Source organism: Streptomyces bugieae (assembly GCF_036352915.1).
Classification (GTDB): Bacteria; Actinomycetota; Actinomycetes; order Streptomycetales; family Streptomycetaceae; genus Streptomyces; species Streptomyces endophytica.
Genome location: NZ_JAZBJP010000011.1, coordinates 120545 through 141741 on the forward strand (window position 1 = coordinate 120545; position 21197 = coordinate 141741).

The following is a 21197-nucleotide window of genomic DNA, read 5'->3' on the forward strand; positions in this document are numbered from 1 at the left end:
TTGTACGTAGAGGGGTTGAGGACATCGGTGAGGTTGGTGTGGCACGGGTGAGACGAGTGACCGGTGGCCGGATCTAGCCGTCGGTCGGGGTGGTGCCGCCGCGGCGCAGCGTCCGGTCGGCGGCGGTCAGGACGATCAGCAACAGGCCCAGGACGACGCCGATCAGGGCGATCCGGTGCAGCCCGGGGTCCGCGGCCTGCTGCCCGTAGAGCAGCCCGATCAGGCTGGAGGCGGTGATCGCGCCGAGGTACTGGGCGGTGCGCTGCAGCCCGGCCGCCGCGCCCACGCCGTCGGCCGGGGCCTGGGCGTAGACCGCCGCCTGGTTGCCGGTCGAGGCCAGGCCCTGCGGGATGCCGAAGAGCGCCCCCGCGCACAGCAGCACCAGCAGCGGACTGGTCCCGTGGAGCAGCGAGAAGACCGCGCTGCCGGCGGTGAGACAGCCCGCGGCGACGGTCAGCGGCGCGCGGATGCCCTTCGTCCGGGCGCCCACGATCGAGCAGAGGGCGGCCGCGCCGGACATCGGCAGCATGACCAGTCCGGCGTGGAAGGACGAGTAGCCGTGCGCCTCCTCCAGCCACTGGCTGAAGCCGTAGAGCACGCAGTAGATGACCAGGTACGTCAGGCCCTGCCGCAGATACGTCAGCACCAGCGGGCGGTTGCGGGCGAGCATCCGCAGATCGATGAACGGCTCCGGATGGCGCAACTGCCACCACACCAGGACGGCGCCCAGCACGGCGGTCGGCGCCAGCAGCAGCCACTGCGGGTCCCGCAACCGCAGCAGGAAGAACATCGCGCAGGTCAGCGCGCCGGCGAACAGCCCGATGCCCAGCGGGTCGAGCGAACCGCCGCCGGACCCGGCGCTCCCGACGGCGGCGCTCCGTCCACCGCCCCGTTCACCATCACGTGCACCACCGCGCCGGCCGTCCCCCGGCAGCCAGGCCAGCGCCCCCGCCCCGGCCAGCAGCGCCAGCGGGACGTTGACCGCGAACACCGCGCGCCAGCCCGCCGTCGCGACCAGTAGCCCGCCGAGCGTGGGCCCGACCGCCGCGCTGCCCAGTGCGGCCAGCGACAGCCGGCCCAGGACGTACCGGGGCGTGGGCCGGCCCAGCCGGCGGGACTCGGCGCGCAGCAGGGCCATCGCGGCGGGATAGGCCGCCGCGGTACCGATGCCGAGCACGGCCCGGGAGACGACCAGCAGGGTGAAGCCGGTCGCCAGCGCCCCGATGAGCCCCGCCGCGCAGACGGTGAGCGTTCCGGCGAGGAACACCCGGCGCGGCCCGATCCGGTCGGCCAGCCGCCCCATGCAGGGCTGGCCCACCGCGCTGGAGAGGTAGAGCGCGGAGACCAGCCAGGCGGTGTCCGCGGCGCCGACGCGGAAGTCCCGGCCGATGGCCACCAACGAGGTGGCGATCATCGTCGAGTTGACGGGATTGAGCAGCGAGCCGAGCAGCAGCGGCGCCATCAGCCGCGCGCCGAAGGCCCGGTCGTCGGGGCGCGCGGGCCGGGCGGAGCGGGCCGGCGAGGCGTCCGCCGCGCGGGCGCCGGCCCCTTCCCTGGACGCGGAATCGGTCATTCCTGCGTCAGCCGCCGTATCAGCCCGGTCGCCTCGGTCAGGGTCTGCTGCTCCTCGGGGGTCAGCCGGTCGGCGATCGCCACGGCGAGCCAGTTGTGCTTGGCCTGGCGTACCGCGTGGATCAGCCGGCGGCCCTCCTCGGTGAGCGAGAAGACCACCTGACGGCCGTCCGTCGGATGCGGGCTGCGGGCGAGGATGCCCCGCTCCTCCAGCGCGCCGACGGTCAGCCGCATCGACTGCGGCCGCACCAGCTCGGCGCGGGCCAGCGCCGCGATCGTGGCCGGACCGTCGGTCTCGATCCGGGAGAGCGCGGCGCGCTGGGAGGGCGTGAACTCGCCGTCCGACGAAGCCACACGCAGATGGCGCATCAGCTGGGAGAGGGCCGCCCGCAGGTCCGTCGCGAGCCGCTCCTGTTCTTTGTCCGGCATGCCGCCACCGTACGAGATCGACAGGCAAACTTGCAAGATTGCCTGTCGAAATCGCCGTTCCGCCGCGGACGCGCCACGCTGGAGATGGTCTTGCCAGCGCCCATGGCGGGGCCTACGGTCACCTCCACACGCGTAGATCCCGCGTGGGCTGCAGGCTGACTTACGGACGAGGGAGCAGCTCATGGCCGATGTTGTGCGTGCCGCACTGGTCCAGGCGACCTGGACCGGCGACACCGAATCGATGATCGCGAAGCACGAGGAATACGCCAGGGCGGCGGCCGCGCAGGGCGCGAAGGTGATCGGCTTCCAGGAGGTCTTCAACGCTCCGTACTTCTGCCAGGTCCAGGAGCCGGAGCACTACCGCTGGGCCGAGCCGGTGCCCGACGGCCCGACCGTACGGCGCATGCGGGAACTCGCCCGCGAAACCGGCATGGTCATCGTCGTCCCGGTCTTCGAGGTCGAGCAGTCCGGCTTCTACTACAACACCGCAGCCGTCATCGACGCCGACGGCACGGTCCTGGGCAGCTACCGCAAGCACCACATCCCGCAGGTCAAGGGATTCTGGGAGAAGTACTACTTCAAACCGGGCAACACCGGCTGGCCGGTCTTCGACACCGCCGTCGGCAAGGTCGGGGTCTACATCTGCTACGACCGCCACTTCCCGGAGGGCTGGAGGCAGCTGGGCCTGAACGGCGCCCAGCTGGTCTACAACCCCTCCGCCACCTCCCGCGGCCTGTCCGCCTACCTGTGGAAGCTGGAGCAGCCCGCGGCCGCGGTCGCCAACGAGTACTTCATCGCGGCGATCAACCGGGTCGGCGTCGAGGAGTACGGCGACAACGACTTCTACGGCACCAGCTACTTCGTCGACCCCCGCGGCCAGTTCGTCGGCGAGGTCGCCAGCGACTCCAAGGAGGAACTGGTCGTCCGCGACCTGGACTTCGCGCTGATCGACGAGGTCCGCCAGCAGTGGGCGTTCTACCGCGACCGCCGCCCCGACGCCTACGACGGGCTGGTGCAGCCGTGACCCACCACCCCCATGACGCGGCGGAGCTGCACGCCCGCCACCAGGCCGTGCTGCCCTCCTGGCTCAGCCTCTACTACGAGCGGCCCCTGGAGCTCACCCACGGCGAGGGCCGGTACGTCTGGGACGCCGAGGGCAACCGCTACCTCGACTTCTTCGGCGGCATCCTCACCACCATGACGGCCCACGCGCTGCCCGAGGTCACCAAGGCCGTCGGCGAACAGGCCGGCCGCATCATCCACACCTCGACGCTCTACCTCTCCCGGCCCATGATCGAGCTGGCCGAGCGGATCGCGGCGCTCTCCGGCATCCCCGACGCCCGGGTCTTCTTCACCACCTCGGGGACCGAGGCCAACGACGCGGCCCTCCTGCTGGCCACCAATCACCGCCGCTCCAACCAGATCCTGGCGATGCGCAACAGCTACCACGGCCGGTCCTTCTCGACCGTCGGCGTCACCGGGAACACCAGCTGGTCGCCGACCAGCCTCTCGCCCCTCCAGACGCTCTACGTCCACGGCGGGGTGCGCAGCCGCGGCCCGTACGCCGGCCTGGACGACCGGGCGTACATCGCGGCCTGCGTCGCCGACCTGGAGGACATGCTCCAGCAGGCGGCCGGCGGCGTCGCCGCGCTGATCGCCGAACCGGTCCAGGGCGTCGGCGGCTTCACCCTGCCGCCGGACGGCCTCTACGCCGCCTTCCGCGAGGTCCTCGACCGGCACGGCATCCTCTGGATCAGCGACGAGGTGCAGACCGGCTGGGGCCGCACCGGCGACCACTTCTGGGGCTGGCAGGCCCACGCGGACAACGGCCCGCCGGACCTGCTCACGTTCGCCAAGGGCATCGGCAACGGCATGTCCATCGGCGGGGTGGTGGCCCGCGCCGACGTCATGAACGCGATGCCCGCCAACTCCATCTCCACCTTCGGCGGCAGCCCCGTCACGATGGCCGCCGGCCTGGCCAACCTCACCTACCTCCTCGAACACGACCTCCAGGGCAACGCCCGACGGGTCGGCGGCCTGCTCATCGAGCGCCTACGGGCGGTCGCGGCCGGCCTCGACGTGGTCCGTGAGGTACGCGGCCGGGGCCTGATGATCGGCGTCGAGCTGGTCCACCCCGGCACGGACGTCCCGTCCCCGGAAGCCGCCACCCAGGTCCTGGAGGCCGCCCGCGAACGCGGCCTCCTGGTCGGCAAGGGCGGCCAGGGCGGCGCGGCGCTGCGGATCGCCCCGCCGATGTCTTTGACGGTGGCGGAGGCGGAGGCGGGGGCGGAAGCCCTCGCGGCGGCGCTACGGGCTGTTTGACGCCCCACGTTTTTGGCTGTCCCGCCGTGGTTGTTGCTCGTCGTTGCGCGCTTTGCGGCGCCCCCCACGTACTTGGCTGTCCCGCCGCGGGGCTCGCTCGCCGTTGCGCCTGCGGCGGGCTGGGTGGGTGTCGGGTGCGGTGACGGGCCTCCGGGGCCGGTTGTGTGGACTGCTGACGCTTTACGTCCACACAACCGGCCCCTCCGGCCCGTCCCCTCCCGTGAGAGGGGAAGTGAAGGACGGTGGGGGTGCACGTAGTGCCCACGCGCCCGCAGGCAACGGATTACGCCCGCCCCCAACCAGCTTGGAAACTCCCACTCACGGGAGGGGCTGGACCGGAGGACGAAGTCTGGAGGGCCGGCACCGCACCCGACACACAAACGCCCGCCGCCAGGCGCAACGGCGAGACGCCCCGCGGCGCCGCAGACAGGTACGTGGGGGCGCCGCAAAGCGCGCAACGGTGAGCAAGACCCGCGGCGGGACAGACGGGTACGTGGGAGTCAAACGGCCCGCAGGGTCACCGCCAGTTGGGAGAAGAAGCGGCTGTGCGCGCGGCGGCTGCACGGTGCCTCCGGGTTCCACGGGAGGAGGCGTACGTGTGTCTCCAGCGCGCGCCAGTGCGCGTCGGCGCGCAGTGCCTCGGGGCGGGTCGCGTTGGCCCGGACGTCGATGAGGAGGATGTCGGGGGTCAGCCCGGCCGCCTCCGCCCAGCCGACCGTGGACCAGTTGATGCCCGCGCCGGCGGGCGGCTCCACCAGGTTCACGCCGTGCTCGGCGAGTGCCCGCAGGTCCGGCCAGGAGCTGGGGCGGGCCAGATGCACGCGGTCGGGGCCGGCGGGTGACAGGGCCAGGACCCGGGGCCGGGACGGGCCGCCGGCCGCCTGCCGCAGGGCGTCCTCCGCGGCGTCCAACTCCCGTGCCAGGCCCTGCGGTTCGCCGCGTCCGAGGGAGCCGGCCAGCGCCGCGAACCGTTCGCGGACCTCGGCCAGGCTCCGGCCCGGGCCCACCGCGACGGTGGCGACCGGTACGTGCGCCTCCAGCTCCAGCGCGGTCTTCTGCTCCAGGCCGTAGAGCTGCTCGCCGTTGTACGTCACCGCCACCACGAGGTCCGGCTCGGCCTCCAGCAGGGCGTCGGGGTGCAGCGCGGCGCCCGCGCCCAGGTAGGGGATCTCAGTCAGCGGCAGCTCACCGCCCTTGGCGGGGTCGGGGGCGGTGCCGTCGTGCTGCGACCCGAACAGGCCCACCGGGCGTATGCCGTGGTCCCACAGGGTCGCTCCGGCCTGTATGTACGTCACGAGCCGTTCCGGCCGCTGTCCGGCCACCACCAGGCGCCCTCGGTCGTCGGAGAACTCCCACGGTGTGCGCTGCTCCATGACCTGCCGCCCTCTCTGTGTCGTCCGCCATGAGGTCGTGCCGCTCGCGAGGGTTGCCCGCCGGCGTCGGCGGATACCTGCCCATCGCGCCAGTCCCGCACCCCTCCGGGACCGCCGCGGCCCGTGGTGAACCGACCGGCTGATCGCCGGCGCAACACGCACCCGGCGCACTGATCGAGCGTCACGGTATTGCCACGGATGGTGACATGCTTCTACGGTGTCTCCTTCTCGAGCGGAATCTACGGGTGTAGACCGGTCATGACATGGCGTCAGGCAGGCACGGGTAGACAGGCAGGGAGCCGACATGGTGAGCCGTACGGTCGTCCGGGGCGGGCTGGTGATCACCGCCGCCGATGAGGTCCACGCCGATGTCCTGGTGGAGGACGGGCGGATCGCCGCCCTCGCCGCCCAGGGCAGTCCGACCGCCGACCGCACGCCGGACGCCACCGGCAAGTACGTCATCCCGGGCGGTGTCGACGCCCATACCCATCTGGACTTCCCGTTCGGCGGGACGGCCTCCTCCGACACCTTCGAGACCGGCACCCGCGCGGCGGCCTGGGGCGGCACCACCACCCTCGTCGACTTCGCCGTCCGGTCCCGACTCGCACCTACGAGCCCGGGGCACGACCGGCTCCACCACCCTTGCCCTTACTGCGCCGCCAGCTCCGGGCGCGTGGGGCCACGTTCGACTCGACGACCGCACCGGGATCACGGAAGTGCCCGGTGAGCGCAGGGAGGCGCGAAGGATGACCCGCACTCTGATCACCGGTGGCCTCGTCATCACGTCCGCCGAAGAGATCCACGCGGATGTCTTGATCGAAGACAGCCGTATCGTGGCCATCGCTTCCACCGGAACGCAGGAGTGGACCGCCGAGCGGGTCATCGACGCTTCCGGCAAGTACGTCATCCCGGGCGGTGTCGACGCCCACACGCACATGCAAATGCCGTTCGGCGGCACGACCGCTTCCGATACGTTCGAATCGGGGACGCGGGCGGCCGCGTGGGGCGGCACCACCACGATCATCGACTTCGCGATCCAGTCGGTCGGCCAGTCGCTGCGGCAGGGGCTGGATCTCTGGCACGCGAAGGCCGACGCCCAGTGCGCGATCGACTACGGCTTCCACATGATTCTCTCCGACGTGAACGAATCAACGCTGAGGGAGATGGACCGGCTCGTGGGTGAAGGAGTGAGCTCGTTCAAGCTCTTCACCGCGTACCCGGGAGTCTTCTACAGCGACGACGGGCAGATTCTGCGGGCGATGCAGCAGGCCGCGGACAACGGCGGACTGATCATGATGCACGCGGAGAACGGCATCGCGATCGACGTGCTGGTGCGACAGGCGCTGGAGCGGGGCGACACAGAGCCGCGGTACCACGGTGAGGTGCGCAGGGCGTTGCTGGAGGCGGAGGCGACGCACCGAACGATCCAGCTCGCCCGGGTCGCGGGTTCCCCCTTGTACGTGGTGCATGTGGCGGCTCAGGAGGCCGTCGCGGAGCTGACGACGGCCAGGGACATGGGGCTGCCGGTCTTCGGGGAGACCTGCCCGCAGTACCTGTACCTGTCCACCGACAACCTGGCCGAGCCCGACTTCGAGGGTGCGAAGTACGTGTGCAGCACGCCTTTGCGGCCCCGTGAGCACCAGGCCGCTCTGTGGCGAGCCCTGCGCACCAACGACCTCCAAGTGGTCTCCACCGACCACTGCCCGTTCTGTTTCGCGGGCCAAAAGGAGCTGGGCCGCGATGACTTCTCCAAGATCCCCAACGGTCTGCCCGGAGTGGAGAACCGTATGGACCTGCTCCACCAGGCGGTCGTGGACGGGAACATCAGCCGCCGCCGCTGGATCGAGATCGCCTGCGCCAGCCCGGCCCGCATGTTCGGGCTGTACGGCAAGAAGGGCACGATCGCGCCGGGCGCGGACGCGGACGTGGTCATCTACGACCCGACCGCCGAGCAGGTCATGTCGGCAGCGACGCACCACATGAACGTCGACTACTCGGCGTACGAGGGCAAGCGCGTCACGGGCCGGGTGGAAACGGTTCTGTCACGCGGCGAACTCGTCATCGAGCAGCGGGAGTTCGTCGGGCGTGCCGGCCATGGCCAGTACATGCCGCGCGCCACCTGCCAGTACCTGAGCTAGGAGGCTCCACCGTGGATTTGGGACTGGTCCTGCGGACGGACCCGCCCGCGTCGACGGTCGTCGACCTGATGCGGCACCTGCGTACCTGACCGACGACACCTCGCCCGCCGCGCTCGTTCACGCGCGCGAGCAGTGCCGCTGGTTCGGCGGCATGGTCGGCGAACACGTCGCGTGCCATTGCGGGGCATTGCATGCAGGGGGCGCAGACCCGGTTACGGGGGATACCGAGCCTGCGCCGGCACAAAGGCGCCTGCTGCCTCCCCCGGGCGGATGGGCGCCATAACCCCGCCCGGGGGCACTCCTGTCAGCGCGCCGCACGTCAGGGGTGTCATGGATGGACAGACATGATTGCGAGACCGCCACTCCTGTGAAGGCGCGGCACGCAGCCTCGGGCCGCAGGCCCGTCGGGCGGGCCTGCGGCAGGGTCACTTCCCCAGGAAGGCGAGGAGCGCGGTGTTGACCTCTTCCGCGTGGGTCCACAGCAGGCCGTGCGGGGCGCCCTCGATCTCCACGTAGTCGGCGGACGGGAGCGCCTTGTGGAACGGCCGCGCGGTTCCCTCGATGGGCAGGATCCGGTCGGCTGTGCCGTGCAGGATCAGGGCCGGCACGTCGATGGCCGGGATGTCGGCCCGGAAATCGGTGTACCAGGTCGACGGCGCGGCCGCGGCGCCGAAGAAACCGCCACCCGCCGACACCTTCCAGCTGTTGCGGACCGCTTCCTCGCTGATCTTGGTACCGAGGTTCTCGTCCAGGTTGTAGAAGTCCTTGTAGAAGGCCGTGTAATACGCGTAGCGGTCCGCCTTGACAGCCGCGACGATGCCGTCGAAGAACTCCTTCGGGGCGACCCCGTCGGGGTTGTCGTCCGTCTTGAGCAGGCAGGGTTCCAGCGAGGCCAGGAAAGCGACCTTGGAGACCCGGGCGGAGCCGTAGGCGGACACGTAGCGGGCGACCTCACCGGTGCCCATCGAGAAGCCGACCAGGACACGCGCTGCGCCCGCTCTTCGTCTACCTGCGGACCATGGTCCTCCCGACCGGCGTGTACGCGGCGTCGGAGGACTGGGGAGCAGGCAGCGACGCGCACACGGACGGTCTGCCGGCGCGCATACGCCGGGCAGGCCGGGAGATGGCCTCGATCCTGGCTGCCAGAGCAACTCGTCCTGTGCCCGAGGACGACCCCACGGTGTCCAAGAGGCAACTCTCCGACCTGCGCTTCGACTGAGCGCTCGGCTCGGGCAGCGGTCGACCGTCGAGCGGAAGAACCACCACCATGGCGCCCGCAGCCCCGTGGCTTCGTCAGCGGGCCGCCACGAACGCGCCGTGCGCCCAGTCGGCGAAGCCGGTCCAGGGGATCTCCGGATGAGCGTCGTGCAGCGCGGGGATGCCGACGCGATAGCCAGGTCCGTTCACAAACGTCCACATCACTGCAGGCGAACCCGGCAGGACGCCCCTTGTTGCGGTTGCCGCAGGTCGGCGCAGGCGGAGCAGGGCCCATCGGGCCCTTATGCGCAATACGTCCCGACTTCGCACCAAACGCCCACGTTGAATCATGTTGAAATTTGCATCAATTATGCTTCATTCTTCGCGAGACGCAACGATCAGCCACATGTTTGCAACGAAGGCGCGTTACGCCGCCCTCGGGACGCTCTTAGGCTGAGCGCTGTTGATCTTTGATGGCGCGGCGTTAACGGGGGCACTTCCGTGTCAGAACCAGGTTCAGAGCTGACCACTCTGGCCACTACGTCAAGAAGCTCTGCGCTCTTTCGGCGCAAGCAAGTCGAACAACTCATCTCGGAAGGCGGCCAAGGCCAAGGGGGCTCGCTGCACCGCTCGTTGGGCGTGTGGCAACTGACGATGCTCAGCGTCGGCGCGACGCTGGGCACCGGAATATTCGTCGTGCTCGGGCAAGCCGTACCCGAGGCAGGCCCTGCGGTCGTCATTTCCTTTGTCATCGCGGGACTCACGGCCTTGTTCTCGGCGCTCTCCTATGCGGAGCTGGCCGGCGCCGTGCCGGTGTCCGGGTCCTCCTACTCGTACGCGTACGTCACCCTCGGGGAGCTCGTCGCCTGGGTCTGCGGATGGTGCCTGATCCTCGAATACGGGGTGTCGGTCGCGGCCGTAGCCGTGGGCTGGGGTCAGTATCTGAACGAGCTGCTGGACGGAACCCTTGGGGTGACGATCCCTGCGGCCCTGGCCTCATCGCCAGGTGACGGCGGCTACTTCAACCTTCCTGCCTTGCTGGTTGTGCTGCTCGCCATGGGCTTCCTGCTGGGCGGCGCGAAGGAAAGCGCCCGCGCGAACACCGTCATGGTCGTCGTGAAGATCGCGACGCTCGCGCTCTTCTGTGCCGTGGCCTTCCTGGGCGTCCGGGCCGGCAACTATGCGCCGTTCATGCCGCTTGGCATGGCCGGCGTCAGTGCCGCAAGCACCACGCTCTTCTTCTCGTACGTCGGCTTCGACGCCGCGTCCACGGCGGGTGAGGAAGCACGCAACGCGCAACGGGACCTTCCACGCGCCATCATGCTCTCCCTGGCGATCGTCACGTTGCTGTACTGCCTCGTGGCCGCGGCCGCTGTAGGCGCGATGCCCTGGCAAGGCTTCAAGGGCTCTGAAGCCGCGCTTGCCGGGATCATGAAGAGCGTCACCGGCCAGAGTTTCTGGGCCGTGCTGCTGGCAGCCGGAGCTGTCGTAGCCATCGCAAGCGTGGTCCTGACAGTGTTGTACGGACAGACCCGCATCCTCTTCGCGATGTCGAGGGACGGCTTGGTCCCCAGGGCGTTCGCCCGGGTTCACCCACGCACGGGTGCCCTACGCGCGAATACGGTGATCGTGTCGCTCTTCTGCGGCCTCCTCGCCGCAGCAGTCCCTCTGGGGCAACTCGCCGAGGCCACGAGCATCGGCACCCTGTTTGCCTTCACCCTCGTCAACGTCGCTGTGATCGTCCTGCGGCGGACCCGCCCCGATATGCCGCGCGCCTTTCGCGCCCCCCTGTTCCCCTTCGTCCCGGCCGTTGGCTTCATCCTGTGCATCTGGAGGATGTTCGACCTTGACGCCGTGACCTGGAAGGTCTTCGGGATGTGGATGGCAGCGGGGCTCGCCTTCTATTTCGCGTACGGCAGACGTCGCTCCAGGCTGGCTGCAGCGGGATAACAACCCACCAATCATGCGCAAGCAGAACGACATTGACGAGTGCATAGTGCGGGCGTTGTCCGGGGATGCTCGTCGATCCTATGCGGACATCGGCCTCGAGGTCGGCCGCTCCGCCCCAGCCATCAAGCGCCGTGTGGACAAGCTGTGCGCGGAAGGCGCGATCCTGGGCTTCACCATCCGGACCGATCCAAACTCGGCCAGCCGGCAGACCGAGGGGATCATCGAGCTCTACTGCCACCGCAACACGACACCCGAGATGATCCGACGCGGAATTTCGAACCATCCCGAAGTGGTATCTGCGTCCACTGTCACCGGGGATGCCGACGCCCTGGTGCATGTCGCCGTGTCAGGAACCAGGCACTTCGAGCAGGTGCTACAGCGCATCGCCGACGAACCTTTCGTTGAGCGCACGAAATCATCCCTCATTCAGTCAGCGCTTATCCGGAGAATCAGCGCCGACTCGTTGATGGATTAATGCTCAAATAAAATCGCGAATGAGCACGGCACTTTAACGAGCTTTTGCCGTGAACTTCGATTGATTTGTGATTTCGAACACTTGCCAAGATCGCTCCCTCTTATAAAGTCATGAGCGCCGCTTACGACCACGGGGATGAATTCTCAACCCCTGACCGTAAGTGCATCATTCAAAGAGGGGAACAAAAATGAACAGAGTCAAGCTCGTTATCGCGGGAGCCGCTGTGGCCGTTTGCGCCACCGCCGTTACGGCGACCAGCGCATCTGCGGAATCTTCCGTCAAGTCCGAAACCACTGCAGTCGCCTTCCAGGAGGCGTCCACCAAGCCGGAGAAGGTTGTCGGCGGCGAAGGCCGTGTGGAACCGCGTTGTGGCTGGGCCAGTTTCGCCAAGGGCATTGCCCAGGGCGTCGTGGGTAATGCCGCCTATGAAGGCCTGAAGTATGCGGCGAATCACCCTGTAAAGGCTCAGGAGAAGATGTTCCGGCGGGGCGGAATTCCTGCTCCTTCGGAGGTCGGCGCGTCTGGAATGTCTCGCGCTTTCGACTAACGGTAGAAGATCACCTTAATTAGTCCTGTGCGGCGGGCCCGTATGCCGGGCCCGCCGCACAGCCTCGACCGAAAGGCACCTTGAACGGTGGAAGATACGAGTCCCGAAAGTGCGCCGCTCGCGCAATGGAGTAGAACCAGGAGACGTATTCTGCTGGCAGTCGGAGCTGTCATCCCCCTGGCATTGTCCTTTCACTTCGGCATGACGGCACTTTATGAAATGCCGTTCAACCCGGTCAAGGAGAAGTATGGCGAGGAAATCACTTCCTACATGTTGCCGTATTTCGTACAGGATTGGCATCTGTTTGCACCCGACCCTATAGATAGGGACAATGGCGTCCTTGTGCGAGCTAAAAAGCGCCAGCCGGACGGCTCGGTAATTACCACGAAGTGGACTGATGTGACATCGCCGTCCCTGCAGCAACTCTATGGAGAGCGGCTCTGGCCTTCGAGAGGATTCCGCGTCACCTCCGGATTGCCGCAGTTGCTCGAAACCTGGCGCGACCCTGAACTCGAAAAGATGAGAAAGAAGAATCAGGTCGCCGACACTCCAGGTAAAGGGGTGCGAAAAGGGAAGAAGGAAGTTGAGAATCCTCCCCTCAGTCAGGGCGAAAAAGACTCCCGGGACGCAGCGATCCGATTCGCCCAGTCATTCGCGACCGCTCAGGCCGGCAAGTTGTGGGGGTCAGACATCGAATACGTGCAGGTGCGGATCGTGACCAACATATTTCCCAGGTTCTCGCAACGCTACGCACGAGACGCCAAGGGCAAGGTTTCTTACTACGACCTGGCGTGGATGAAGCCGGTAAAGGTTGAACGATGACGGAAAAAGGTCTCCGAATCGGAACCAGGAGCAACACCGTGCTGGCCAATATGAAGGCGCTGGCGTACTCCTGGCTTGAGAGCTTCAGTGGCAGACGCCATGCACTTGTTGGAGCAGCTCTCACCAGAATTATGTTGGGGGCCATCGGGCTCTACTACTACCTGCGGGACTATCTCCACCGAAGCTTTCTGTGGGGCCCGGAAGGAGTGTGGCCCTGGCAGAACATCACCGGACCGGACAACGACGCGCTCTCCCTGTACTCGCTCAGCAAGTCCGAAACATGGTTCCAGCTGGTTTTTCACGCCGGCGCAGTGATAGCCCTGCTGTTCATGCTGGGATGGAAGACCAGGGCGATGACAGTGCTGCACTACATCTTCCTGTGGTCCCTTCAGCAAAGGAATCCCCTGCTTCTGGACGGTGGCGACAACGCAACCGCCATCGCGCTTTTCTTCTTCGTGTTCATTGATTCCGGTTCCCGCTTCTCACTCGACGCCCGGTCGCGCCGGCGGAAGCAAGTGAAGCCGGATGCCGGCTCAATGCGGTACCGGATCGGATCGCTTCTGCACCACGCTGGCGTACTGGCCGTCATTCTTCAGGTGTGCACGATCTACCTTGTTTCGGGAATGTACAAGGTTCAGGGTGAACGCTGGCAGAACGGGACCGCGCTCTATTACATCCTCCGGGTGGGCGAGTTCGGGTGGCCGGGCGTCAACCACTTCGTCTACGAGCACGCCACCCTGGTGGTGGCGATGACATACGCGACCGTATTTTTCCAGATTGCCTTCGCATTCCTTCTGTTGAAGCGCTCCTTGCGACCCTTCGCTGTCACCTGTGGAGTTCTCCTGCATCTGGGAATAGCCGTTTTCATGAGCGGGCTCCTTACATTCTCGGCGACTATGATTGCATTGGAGCTGCTCATCATGGGAGATGAGCACTATCATCGTCTTGTCGACCAGGCGCAAAAGCTATTCGGTAAGCGTGGCAACCTTGAACCAGCGGCTCATGCCGGCTGAGGTAGGCAAGGCTTCCAGGCAGGCTGGCATAGCATTGGCACGCACATGGCGGTACCAGCGTCGCGGTCCCCTTCTGTTGTGCATTGCAGTCATGGCCGTGCTGGCCTCCTGGATCTTCTTCATACCGCGTCCGCCCACTCTCAGCAGCGCGACGACCGGCGACCGCACGCTCGCCAATCAAGTACGCGCGGCGGCGGGCAACGCCCACGGATATAGGGGGCTCGCCGTAGCCGTCATCGACCGCAACCGGATTCGTTTTGCGGGACTGGGCGAATCAGGCAACCCCGAGCACCCCAATGTCGACAAGACCACAGTTTTTGAGGCCGGCTCGCTCGGAAAGCCGATGACGGGGATGCTGCTCGCAGAACTCGCCTCCCGAAATGCCCTACGCCTTGACATGCCCCTGCAGCGGCTCCTGCCCGACATGCGCTTTGGCGATCCTGCATTGGGCTCGGCCACGCTCCGGGATCTGGCCAGCCATCGGGCCGGACTCGACCTGATGCCGTCGAACCTTCATATGTTCATGCGTGGCGCGGAGCTGCGAATTATGGGGCAGGACCCCTACCGTGGGATGACTGAAGAGGACGTCTTTACGGCCGGGCGGAATGCTGCGTCCAGTGGAACGGGAAGATTTCGGTACTCAAATCTTGGTATGGCGCTTGCAGGCCAGACGGCTGCTCGGGTCGCAGGAAAGAAATATGAAGCGCTCCTACGGCAGTACGTGCTTGAGCCGTTGACAATGAGAAGTACTCGATTTGTCCACTCGGACACGGCTGTGCCACGTAACAGTGCGACGGGTTATAGAGCCACCGGCCCTGTCATGCAACACTGGCTGGCATCAGGCTATACACCGGCCGGCGATATCTGGTCGACAAGTGAAGATCTTGCACGCCTCGTACTGGCCGAGCTGCACGGCACGGCTCCAGGTGCCGAAGCGGCTGTACCACGGTTCGATGCCGCGGGTGCTGGGAAGATCGGGTTGGGTTGGTACACCACCCATGCTCAGGGCCGAGAAATCACCTGGCACGACGGCTCAACCGGGGGATTCACTTCCTATATGGGTTTCGACCGATCTGGTCGTCGGGGCGTAGTTATCCTCTCCAATACGGATCAGCCTGTCGACGCTATCGGGAAAAGTTTGCTGGGCCTTACTCCCGAAAGGGAGGGACCTGAGCCTGACCTATTTCAAATAGCGCTGACGGTACTGTGCAGCGTGGGGGCAGCAGGCCCAGTCTTCTACGTAGCCTGGCGTGGATTTTCAAGGAAGATCTACTACGTATATTTCGGCTTCAGTGTCGCTTTCGGGGCCATGCTTCTTGTCCTCTTGCAGCGCATCGGCGACTGGCTCTCTGTTCCGCCATTGGCGTGGGCATTGGGTAGCGCACTTTTGTCCGTTGGCTCCCTCGTTGGCATCCACCGATGTCCCGCACCACACCGCGATCAACGGCTGGATGTCAGAACGGCTCTGTCGGCAGCCCGATACGGAGTCGTCCTTCTGTCGCTTCTCCTGCTCGTCATCGCCGCCGAGCTCTGAGGGAAGGTGCAAGGCATCCTTGAGTCGCTCCGATGCGGCGCTTGTGCGCACAGGGCCAACGGCCCGGCGGCCGCAGGGAACTTGGCCCGCGCCGGGCTGTGCGTCGAGCAATATGAGGCCAGGAGGTATCGGCGGAGGGTTGCGCAGCAACCGCTCTTCGACGGCGATGTAGTCCATGGCATCTATGCAGCGGTGCACCGGCTGGCTGCGGCCTCACAGTTCTTCCGTGGGATCGGCCTGCTAAAGGTCACTGGCCATGCTCATCAATGGCAGCTCTCGTTGCTGTCGCCCGGCACCCGGGGCTGGTAGTGCGGCGATCGTCCAAGCATTCCGGTCCCGCTGGGGGCTATGCGCAACACGGCTCAGTTGCCGACTCGGTCATCGTGGCCGCACCTGCCGTGGCCAGGCCACGCGGGGTCGCGCAGCCAGCGGCCTCGACGCGCCGCTCATCCCGTCAAGGACAGGCATACGGCCGGCCTGAGCCGCTGCCTGAAAGTGACCGGCCAACACCCAGTTGCATGTCGGTTACCTGAACACGCAAGTCACCTTTGACAGTTGGAGATGTAAAGCTTACTTTACATCCATGCGAAATGAGGTTCGCCGCCTGCGCGCCGCCCGAGGCCTCTCCCAGCAAGCACTGGGTGTGGCACTGGGAGTTTCCCGGCAGACAGTGAACGCAATCGAGCAGGACCGCTACGACCCGTCGCTACCGCTGGCCATACGAATCGCCCGGCACTTCGGACTCACCGTTGAGGAGATCTTCCATGTTGACGATGCATAGCATCAGCCGCGCGGCGAACCGGTGGGCCGTTCTCGCAGTGACCCTGGTCGGGGGTGCAGCGATGGCGGTCATCATGGCAGTGCGGGGTGAGGTCGCCCTGGCCATCGTGTTGCCGGTGATCATCATCGGGTACGGGCTGGCCGTCACCTTTTCCGCGGAGCGCAGCGACGTCGCCGCACAGCTCAGCGGGCACGACGAGGACGAACGTCGCCGTTTGATCAACTGGAGGGCGGGGGCGACAACCGCGAACGTGCTGATGCTCGTGCTTGTGTGCGGCACCTTCTATGAGCTGGTTCGCGGTGAACTGGGCGGCAAATTCTCGCTGTTGAGCGCGCTTGGCGGCATTACATACGCCGCCTCCTCAGCGAACTACACCCGTGCGAAGGGCAAGCATCCGGTCGATCCGGCCGAATGACGGTCTCCCCACCCGGCCGGCTGCAGTCCCATGTCGGCTGAGCCGTAATCGCCCCCTCTCGTGCTTGCACCGTGGCCGAAAGCGGTCTAAGGGCTGTCCCGTAAGGATCAACGGAGTCGACACGTCGGCGTCGGGGTGGCCGTCTCGAGCCGGTTATCCGGCGAGCGCGACTCACGGCGCAGGGCGTTCACCAGCTTGCCGAAGCAACGCGGGCTCAGCCCCGTGAACGGGCCTGTCCAGGACGGCTGTGACGCCGTGATCACTGTTGCCACATCGAGATCGTCCCACCACCCCCGGAGCGCAGACTTACGCAGATCAGTACCTGCCTGAATTTCGCTGGGCGGCCTCGTCACCGGCCGGTACCGTGCGATACGGACCGAGGGGGCTGAGCTGGTGCGCCCAGTGCTGTTGGTGGATGTGGACGGACCGCTGAACCCGTATGCCGCGAAGCCGCACCGTCGTCCCGAGGGCTATCAGACGCACCGCCTGCTGCCCCCTCGCTGGGAGACCGCCGAGCGGCGCCGGCTGACTGAGTGGGGGTTGCCGAACAAGCCCGTGAAGCCGCTGCGGGTGTGGCTCAACCCGAATCACGGCCCGGCGCTGGACGCGCTTCCCTTCGACCTCGTATGGGCGACGACGTGGGAGGAAGAAGCCAACGCCTTCGTCGCCCCAGTCCTGGGTTTGCCCGAGCTGCCCTTCATTCCCTGGCCCTCGCCGCGACCCGAACCCGGGGACGGCGTTTTCTGGAAGACACCTGAGATCGTCGCGTGGGCGAAAGGCCGTGCGTTCGCCTGGGTGGACGATGAAATCACGGAGGCGGACCGCACCTGGGTGAAGAACCACCACGACGGTCCTGCCCTACTGCACCGGGTCGACCCACGACGTGGCCTAACCGCGGAAGACTTTGTCGCCCTGACGGCATGGGCAACCGACCTTGGCTGATTCCACAGCTGGTCGACAACCGGCTGCGACACCGTCCTGCATGACGTTACGGGACAACCCTTAGGGACCTTCCTCTCCGTCGACCCGCTCCTCGACCCCGACGACCCCCAGCAGTCCAACGCCTACGCCTACGCCAACAACACTCCCGTCACCGCCTCCGACCCTGACGGCCAACAGTGACCCACCGTGTCCACGGGCTGCGCGGACACCACTCTGTGGGCACGTACCGTGAGACTCGCGATCGAGCCACCTATCGCTGTACCGGTCACCGCGCCGCGAACCCGTGCAGCTGCCAGGAGGTCTTGGTCGGACCGCTCGAAGACTCGGTATGGGCGGAGATCACGAAGATTCTCGGAGCCCAGGAGAAACTCAAGGGGCTCAAGGGGCTCGCCGAAGAATGGCTGGGCGACGTCCCGAACAGGGGCGAGGCGTATCGTGAGCGCATCGCTGATTTGGATTCCCAGATCGAAGAGAACCCTCGCATGCGCAAGAAGAAGCTCGTCGTACTCGCAGCTGTGGTGGCTGCCGATGAAGGCGACGACACCGCAACGGAAGCGGACCTCCAAGCGGCTATCGCAGAGGTGAAGGACGAGATCAGGGAGAAGGAGCAGCACCTCCGTGTGATGCACGACGGCACCATGGAGTGGCTCCTTGAGGCTCAGCAGCGGGAAGACCGAGCCGAAGAAGTCGAGAGTTGTTCCACCGCGCCTCGCCTTCGCGGCTTCGCTGCACAAGGTTCGACACGGCTTGCCGTGGGCGGACCTGCCGGAGAGCATCACACACCGGAGAGCATCACACAGGGGCAGCGCCCGCAGGCCATCTACCAACGTGCCCTGGTGTACCTCAAGATGGGGGCATGGGAGAGGGCGGTAAGCGCACGGGGCGACTGTGCAGGTACCCCTGTCCCACCGCTCTACAAGCTGCCGGATCTCCACCTCACGGGCACCTTCGACCCGCGCCTGTGCACCCCGCCGGAGCCTCTGGGGAACGAATCCGACACCAAAGGATTCGACACCACAGGAGTGGGTCACCAGACGACACGCGGCGGCACAGCTGCACGTTTTTCAAGCTCTTCACCGCCACCCACCGCACCATCCAGCTCGCCCGCGTCGCCGGCGCCCTGCTCTACGTCGTCCACGTCTTCAAGGGCCAGCAGGAACTCGGCCGCGGCGACTTCACCAAGATCCCCAACGGTATGCCGGGCATCGAGAACCGGATGGACCTCCTCCACCAGGGCGTCGTCGAGGGCCGGATCAGCCGCCGCCGCTGGATCGAGATCGCCTGCGCCACCCCGGCCGGGATGTTCGGCCGCTACCCGAAGAAGGGCACCATCGCCCCCGGCGCCGACGCCGACCTCGTCATCTACGACCCCGCGGCCGAGCAGACGGTCTCCGCCCGGACCCACCACATGAACGTCGACTACTCGGCCTACGAGGGCAAGCAGCTCACCGGACGGGTCGAGACGGCCCTCTCGCGCGGCGAACTCGTCATTGACCGCCGGGAGTTCACCGGACACGCGGGACACGGCCAGTACATCCCGCGTGGCACGTGCCAGTACCTCATCTAAGGAGCGCCGCCGTGGACTTCGGAGTTGTCCTGCAGGCCGACCCGCCCTCCTCCGCCGTCGTGTCCCTGATGCGGCGCGCCGAGCGCAACGGCTTCCGCTACGGCTGGACCTTCGACTCGGTCGTCCTGTGGCAGGAACCGTTCGTGCTCTACAGCCGCATCCTGGAACACACCGACCGACTGATCGTCGGCCCGATGGTCACCAACCCCTCCACCCGCGCCCCCGAGGTCACCGCCTCCACCTTCGCCACCCTCAACGAGATGTACGGCAACCGCACCGTCTGTGGCATCGGGCGCGGCGACTCCGCGATGCGGGTGGCGGGCCGGCGGCCCAACACGCTGGCCCGGCTGGGTGAATCGATCGGCATCATCCGCGACCTGGCCGAGGGCCGCGAGGCGGACCTGGGGGGCGGCCACCGCGTCCGCATCCCGTGGATCCGGGGCGGCCGCCTCCCGGTGTGGATGGCCGCGTACGGCCCGAAGGCCCTGGCCATGGCGGGGCGGCTGGCCGACGGCTTCATCCTCCAGCTCGCCGACCCCTTCCTCACCGAGTGGATGATCAAGGCGGTGCGCCAGGCCGCGGTGGACGCCGGCCGCGACCCGGCCGCCGTGACGATCTGCGTCGCCGCCCCCGCGTACGTGGGCGAGGACCTCGACCACGCCCGCGAGCAGTGCCGCTGGTTCGGCGGCATGGTCGGCAACCACGTCGCCGACCTCGTCGCCCGCTACGGCGAGCACTCCGGCATGGTCCCCGACGAACTGACCGACTACATCAAGGCCCGCACGGGCTACGACTACGCGCACCACGGCCGCGCCGACAACCCCGACACCGCCTTCGTGCCCGACACCATCGTCGACCGCTTCTGCCTCCTCGGCCCGCCCGCCGCCCACCGCGAGAAGCTCCGGGCGCTCAAGGCCCTGGGCGTCGACCAGTTCGCCGTCTACGCCATGCACGACGCCAAGGAAGCCACCCTCGACGCCTACGGGACGGACATCATCCCGGCGTTCACCGAGTCGTAGCGGCGTGCCTCAGGGCACCCGTGCCAGCCACCGTGCCGAGCTGAACTTCCCCTCCGCCAACTCCCGCGCCCGGACCAGCTCCTGCTCGCTGACCGTGCCGTCCGTCCCGCCGTAGCGGGACCGGAAGGAGGCGATCATCCGGGTGATGACCTCGGCGCGGGACAGCCCGGTCTGCCGCCGCAAGGGGTCCACCCGCTTCTTCGCGCTGCGGATGCCCTTGTCGGAGAGCTTCTCCTTGCCGATCCGCAGCACCTCGGTCATCTTCTGCGCGTCGATGTCGTACGACATCGTCACGTGGTGCAGCACCGCGCCGGCCCCCGCCACCACGCGCTTCTGCGCGGCCCCGGCGATCTTCCCGGCCTCCGTCGCGATGTCGTTCAGCGGCTTGTACCAGGCCCTGACTCCCATGTCGCCCAGCGCCGCCAGCACCCAGTCGTCCAGATACGCGTAACTCTCGGCGAAGGTCAGCCCCTGCACCAGCGACTGCGGCACACACAGCGAGTAGGTGATGGTGTTCCCCGGCTCGACGAACATCGCGCCGCCCCCGCTGATCCGCCGCACCACGGTCACCCCGTGCCGCTCGGCGCCCGCTCCGTCGACCTCGTTGCGCAGCGACTGGAAGCTGCCGATGATCACGGCCGGCCGGTCCCACTCCCACACCCGCAGCGTCGGCGGCCGCCGTCCCGCCGCGACCTCATCGGTCAGCACCTCGTCCAGCGCCATGTGCAGCGCGGGCGACTGCGGACCCTCATGGATGATCTGCCAGCCGAAATCCGTCCAGTCGGCGGCGTCCGCCACCGCCCGCCGGACCGCGATGCCCACCGCCTCGCTGCTGAACCCGACCAGCACCGCACCGGCCGGCAGCGCCGCGTCGATCCGGGCCGCGAGCCCGCGGGCGTCGGTGTCGGCCGGTGCGCCCTCCAACGCCCCGTTGATGGCGTCCAGCGCCTCGTCCGGCTCCAGGAAGAAGTCCCCGGCCACCCGTACCCGGCGCAGCGTGCCGTCGGCCACCTCCAGGTCGACGACCACCAGCTTCCCGCCCGGCACCTTGTACTCACCGTGATGCGCGCCCCGCACAGCCACTCCTCTCCCGGCCCTCGC

At 67.2% G+C, this 21197-nt stretch carries 20 protein-coding genes and 5 pseudogenes; 17 read left to right on the forward strand and 8 right to left on the reverse strand.

Annotation, left to right across the window (positions count from 1 at the left end; all coding sequences use genetic code 11):
- Positions 1–73: 73 nt before the first annotated feature.
- Positions 74–1573 carry an MFS transporter gene (locus V2J85_RS19795; protein ID WP_330822347.1) on the reverse strand — a complete coding sequence of 500 codons (1500 nt, stop codon included), beginning with the start codon at positions 1571–1573 and terminating at the stop codon, positions 74–76.
- Entirely contained in the window at positions 1570–2001 is a 432-nt protein-coding gene (locus V2J85_RS19800; RefSeq protein ID WP_261954917.1) for a MarR family winged helix-turn-helix transcriptional regulator, read from the reverse strand. The genes V2J85_RS19795 and V2J85_RS19800 overlap by 4 nt, the downstream gene beginning before the upstream one ends.
- Positions 2002–2182: 181 nt before the next feature.
- On the opposite strand from V2J85_RS19800, the gene V2J85_RS19805 reads away from it, so the two are divergent.
- Together V2J85_RS19805 and V2J85_RS19810 are read left to right on the forward strand one after the other, a co-directional pair.
- Positions 2183–3025 carry a nitrilase-related carbon-nitrogen hydrolase gene (locus tag V2J85_RS19805; RefSeq protein WP_261954916.1) on the forward strand — a complete coding sequence of 281 codons (843 nt, stop codon included), beginning with the start codon at positions 2183–2185 and terminating at the stop codon, positions 3023–3025.
- On the forward strand, positions 3022–4323 hold the full coding sequence (locus V2J85_RS19810) for an aspartate aminotransferase family protein (RefSeq protein WP_261954915.1): 1302 nt from the start codon (positions 3022–3024) through the stop codon (positions 4321–4323). The genes V2J85_RS19805 and V2J85_RS19810 overlap by 4 nt, the downstream gene beginning before the upstream one ends.
- Before the next feature lie 500 nt (positions 4324–4823).
- On the opposite strand, the gene V2J85_RS19815 is transcribed toward V2J85_RS19810, so the two are convergent.
- Positions 4824–5696 carry a substrate-binding domain-containing protein gene (locus tag V2J85_RS19815; RefSeq protein ID WP_330822348.1) on the reverse strand — a complete coding sequence of 291 codons (873 nt, stop codon included), beginning with the start codon at positions 5694–5696 and terminating at the stop codon, positions 4824–4826.
- Between the two features lie 304 nt (positions 5697–6000).
- Here V2J85_RS19815 and V2J85_RS19820 point away from each other — a divergent pair.
- From V2J85_RS19820 to V2J85_RS19830, 3 genes and pseudogenes are all read left to right on the forward strand, one after another.
- Positions 6001–6297: pseudogene (locus V2J85_RS19820) on the forward strand (dihydropyrimidinase); the annotation flags it as partial.
- A 145-nt stretch (positions 6298–6442) separates the two neighbouring features.
- Positions 6443–7834, forward strand: a complete 1392-nt coding sequence (hydA, locus tag V2J85_RS19825; RefSeq protein ID WP_330822349.1) for a dihydropyrimidinase — start codon at positions 6443–6445, stop codon at positions 7832–7834.
- 55 nt (positions 7835–7889) lie between these two features.
- Positions 7890–8006: pseudogene (locus tag V2J85_RS19830) on the forward strand (TIGR03842 family LLM class F420-dependent oxidoreductase); the annotation flags it as partial.
- Positions 8007–8259: 253 nt separating this feature from the next.
- Here V2J85_RS19830 and V2J85_RS19835 read toward each other — a convergent pair.
- A pseudogene (locus V2J85_RS19835) lies at positions 8260–8817 on the reverse strand (alpha/beta hydrolase); the annotation flags it as partial.
- A gap of 35 nt (positions 8818–8852) precedes the next feature.
- On the opposite strand from V2J85_RS19835, the gene V2J85_RS19840 reads away from it, so the two are divergent.
- From V2J85_RS19840 to V2J85_RS19880, 9 genes are all read left to right on the forward strand, one after another.
- Positions 8853–9053 carry an NADPH-dependent FMN reductase family protein gene (locus V2J85_RS19840; protein WP_315975505.1) on the forward strand — a complete coding sequence of 67 codons (201 nt, stop codon included), beginning with the start codon at positions 8853–8855 and terminating at the stop codon, positions 9051–9053.
- Positions 9054–9553: 500 nt separating this feature from the next.
- Positions 9554–10981 (forward strand): amino acid permease, encoded by a 1428-nt coding sequence (locus V2J85_RS19845; RefSeq protein WP_330822381.1) that lies wholly within the window; start codon positions 9554–9556, stop codon positions 10979–10981.
- A gap of 13 nt (positions 10982–10994) precedes the next feature.
- The gene (locus V2J85_RS19850) at positions 10995–11456 is read left to right on the forward strand and encodes an Lrp/AsnC family transcriptional regulator (RefSeq protein WP_330822350.1); all 462 of its coding nucleotides are present in this window, start codon (positions 10995–10997) and stop codon (positions 11454–11456) included.
- Positions 11457–11643: 187 nt separating this feature from the next.
- Entirely contained in the window at positions 11644–12003 is a 360-nt protein-coding gene (locus V2J85_RS19855; RefSeq protein ID WP_261954912.1) for a hypothetical protein, read from the forward strand.
- A gap of 87 nt (positions 12004–12090) precedes the next feature.
- Positions 12091–12825 (forward strand): DUF5819 family protein, encoded by a 735-nt coding sequence (locus V2J85_RS19860; protein WP_330822351.1) that lies wholly within the window; start codon positions 12091–12093, stop codon positions 12823–12825.
- Positions 12826–12863: 38 nt separating this feature from the next.
- A complete protein-coding gene (locus V2J85_RS19865) occupies positions 12864–13838 on the forward strand; it encodes an HTTM domain-containing protein (RefSeq protein WP_261954910.1) in 975 nt (324 codons plus the stop codon).
- A gap of 91 nt (positions 13839–13929) precedes the next feature.
- Positions 13930–15372 (forward strand): serine hydrolase domain-containing protein, encoded by a 1443-nt coding sequence (locus tag V2J85_RS19870; protein ID WP_330822352.1) that lies wholly within the window; start codon positions 13930–13932, stop codon positions 15370–15372.
- 583 nt (positions 15373–15955) lie between these two features.
- Entirely contained in the window at positions 15956–16153 is a 198-nt protein-coding gene (locus tag V2J85_RS19875; protein ID WP_261954908.1) for a helix-turn-helix transcriptional regulator, read from the forward strand.
- On the forward strand, positions 16137–16568 hold the full coding sequence (locus tag V2J85_RS19880; RefSeq protein ID WP_261954907.1) for a hypothetical protein: 432 nt from the start codon (positions 16137–16139) through the stop codon (positions 16566–16568). Before V2J85_RS19875 ends, V2J85_RS19880 begins: the two co-directional genes overlap by 17 nt.
- 170 nt (positions 16569–16738) lie before the next feature.
- On the opposite strand, the pseudogene V2J85_RS19885 reads toward V2J85_RS19880, so the two are convergent.
- Positions 16739–16840 (reverse strand): annotated as a pseudogene (locus V2J85_RS19885) (IS5/IS1182 family transposase); the annotation flags it as partial.
- A 118-nt stretch (positions 16841–16958) separates the two neighbouring features.
- Between V2J85_RS19885 and V2J85_RS19890 the strand changes: the two are divergent.
- Positions 16959–17510: an HAD domain-containing protein gene (locus V2J85_RS19890; RefSeq protein WP_315975490.1), complete on the forward strand. Its 552-nt coding sequence runs from the start codon at positions 16959–16961 to the stop codon at positions 17508–17510.
- A gap of 128 nt (positions 17511–17638) precedes the next feature.
- On the opposite strand, the gene V2J85_RS19895 is transcribed toward V2J85_RS19890, so the two are convergent.
- Together V2J85_RS19895 and V2J85_RS19900 are read right to left on the reverse strand one after the other, a co-directional pair.
- Complete coding sequence (locus V2J85_RS19895; RefSeq protein WP_330822353.1) at positions 17639–18289, reverse strand: hypothetical protein; 651 nt, start codon at positions 18287–18289, stop codon at positions 17639–17641.
- A 248-nt stretch (positions 18290–18537) separates the two neighbouring features.
- Complete coding sequence (locus tag V2J85_RS19900; protein WP_330822383.1) at positions 18538–18741, reverse strand: hypothetical protein; 204 nt, start codon at positions 18739–18741, stop codon at positions 18538–18540.
- Between V2J85_RS19900 and V2J85_RS19905 the strand changes: the two are divergent.
- Both V2J85_RS19905 and V2J85_RS19910 read left to right on the forward strand, forming a co-directional pair.
- Positions 18652–19077: pseudogene (locus V2J85_RS19905) on the forward strand (amidohydrolase family protein); the annotation flags it as partial. The gene V2J85_RS19900 and the pseudogene V2J85_RS19905 overlap by 90 nt on opposite strands.
- Before the next feature lie 11 nt (positions 19078–19088).
- Positions 19089–20096, forward strand: a complete 1008-nt coding sequence (locus V2J85_RS19910; protein WP_261954904.1) for a TIGR03842 family LLM class F420-dependent oxidoreductase — start codon at positions 19089–19091, stop codon at positions 20094–20096.
- 9 nt (positions 20097–20105) lie between these two features.
- Here the strand turns inward: V2J85_RS19910 and V2J85_RS19915 are convergent, their stop codons facing one another.
- Positions 20106–21173 carry a lipoate-protein ligase LplAB gene (locus tag V2J85_RS19915; protein ID WP_330822354.1) on the reverse strand — a complete coding sequence of 356 codons (1068 nt, stop codon included), beginning with the start codon at positions 21171–21173 and terminating at the stop codon, positions 20106–20108.
- Positions 21174–21197: the final 24 nt, after the last annotated feature.

What these genes read in the sequence shown, in the direction of transcription:
- V2J85_RS19850 (WP_330822350.1), top strand. Translation starts at nt 10,995, where the DNA reads ATGCGCAAGCAGAACGACATTGACGAGTGCATAGTGCGGGCGTTGTCC.
- V2J85_RS19840 (WP_315975505.1), top strand. Translation starts at nt 8,853, where the DNA reads ATGGTCCTCCCGACCGGCGTGTACGCGGCGTCGGAGGACTGGGGAGCA.
- V2J85_RS19795 (WP_330822347.1), bottom strand. Translation starts at nt 1,573, where the DNA reads ATGACCGATTCCGCGTCCAGGGAAGGGGCCGGCGCCCGCGCGGCGGAC.
- V2J85_RS19815 (WP_330822348.1), bottom strand. Translation starts at nt 5,696, where the DNA reads ATGGAGCAGCGCACACCGTGGGAGTTCTCCGACGACCGAGGGCGCCTG.
- V2J85_RS19875 (WP_261954908.1), top strand. Translation starts at nt 15,956, where the DNA reads ATGCGAAATGAGGTTCGCCGCCTGCGCGCCGCCCGAGGCCTCTCCCAG.
- V2J85_RS19855 (WP_261954912.1), top strand. Translation starts at nt 11,644, where the DNA reads ATGAACAGAGTCAAGCTCGTTATCGCGGGAGCCGCTGTGGCCGTTTGC.
- V2J85_RS19805 (WP_261954916.1), top strand. Translation starts at nt 2,183, where the DNA reads ATGGCCGATGTTGTGCGTGCCGCACTGGTCCAGGCGACCTGGACCGGC.
- V2J85_RS19880 (WP_261954907.1), top strand. Translation starts at nt 16,137, where the DNA reads ATGTTGACGATGCATAGCATCAGCCGCGCGGCGAACCGGTGGGCCGTT.
- V2J85_RS19800 (WP_261954917.1), bottom strand. Translation starts at nt 2,001, where the DNA reads ATGCCGGACAAAGAACAGGAGCGGCTCGCGACGGACCTGCGGGCGGCC.
- V2J85_RS19870 (WP_330822352.1), top strand. Translation starts at nt 13,930, where the DNA reads ATGGCCGTGCTGGCCTCCTGGATCTTCTTCATACCGCGTCCGCCCACT.
- hydA (WP_330822349.1), top strand. Translation starts at nt 6,443, where the DNA reads ATGACCCGCACTCTGATCACCGGTGGCCTCGTCATCACGTCCGCCGAA.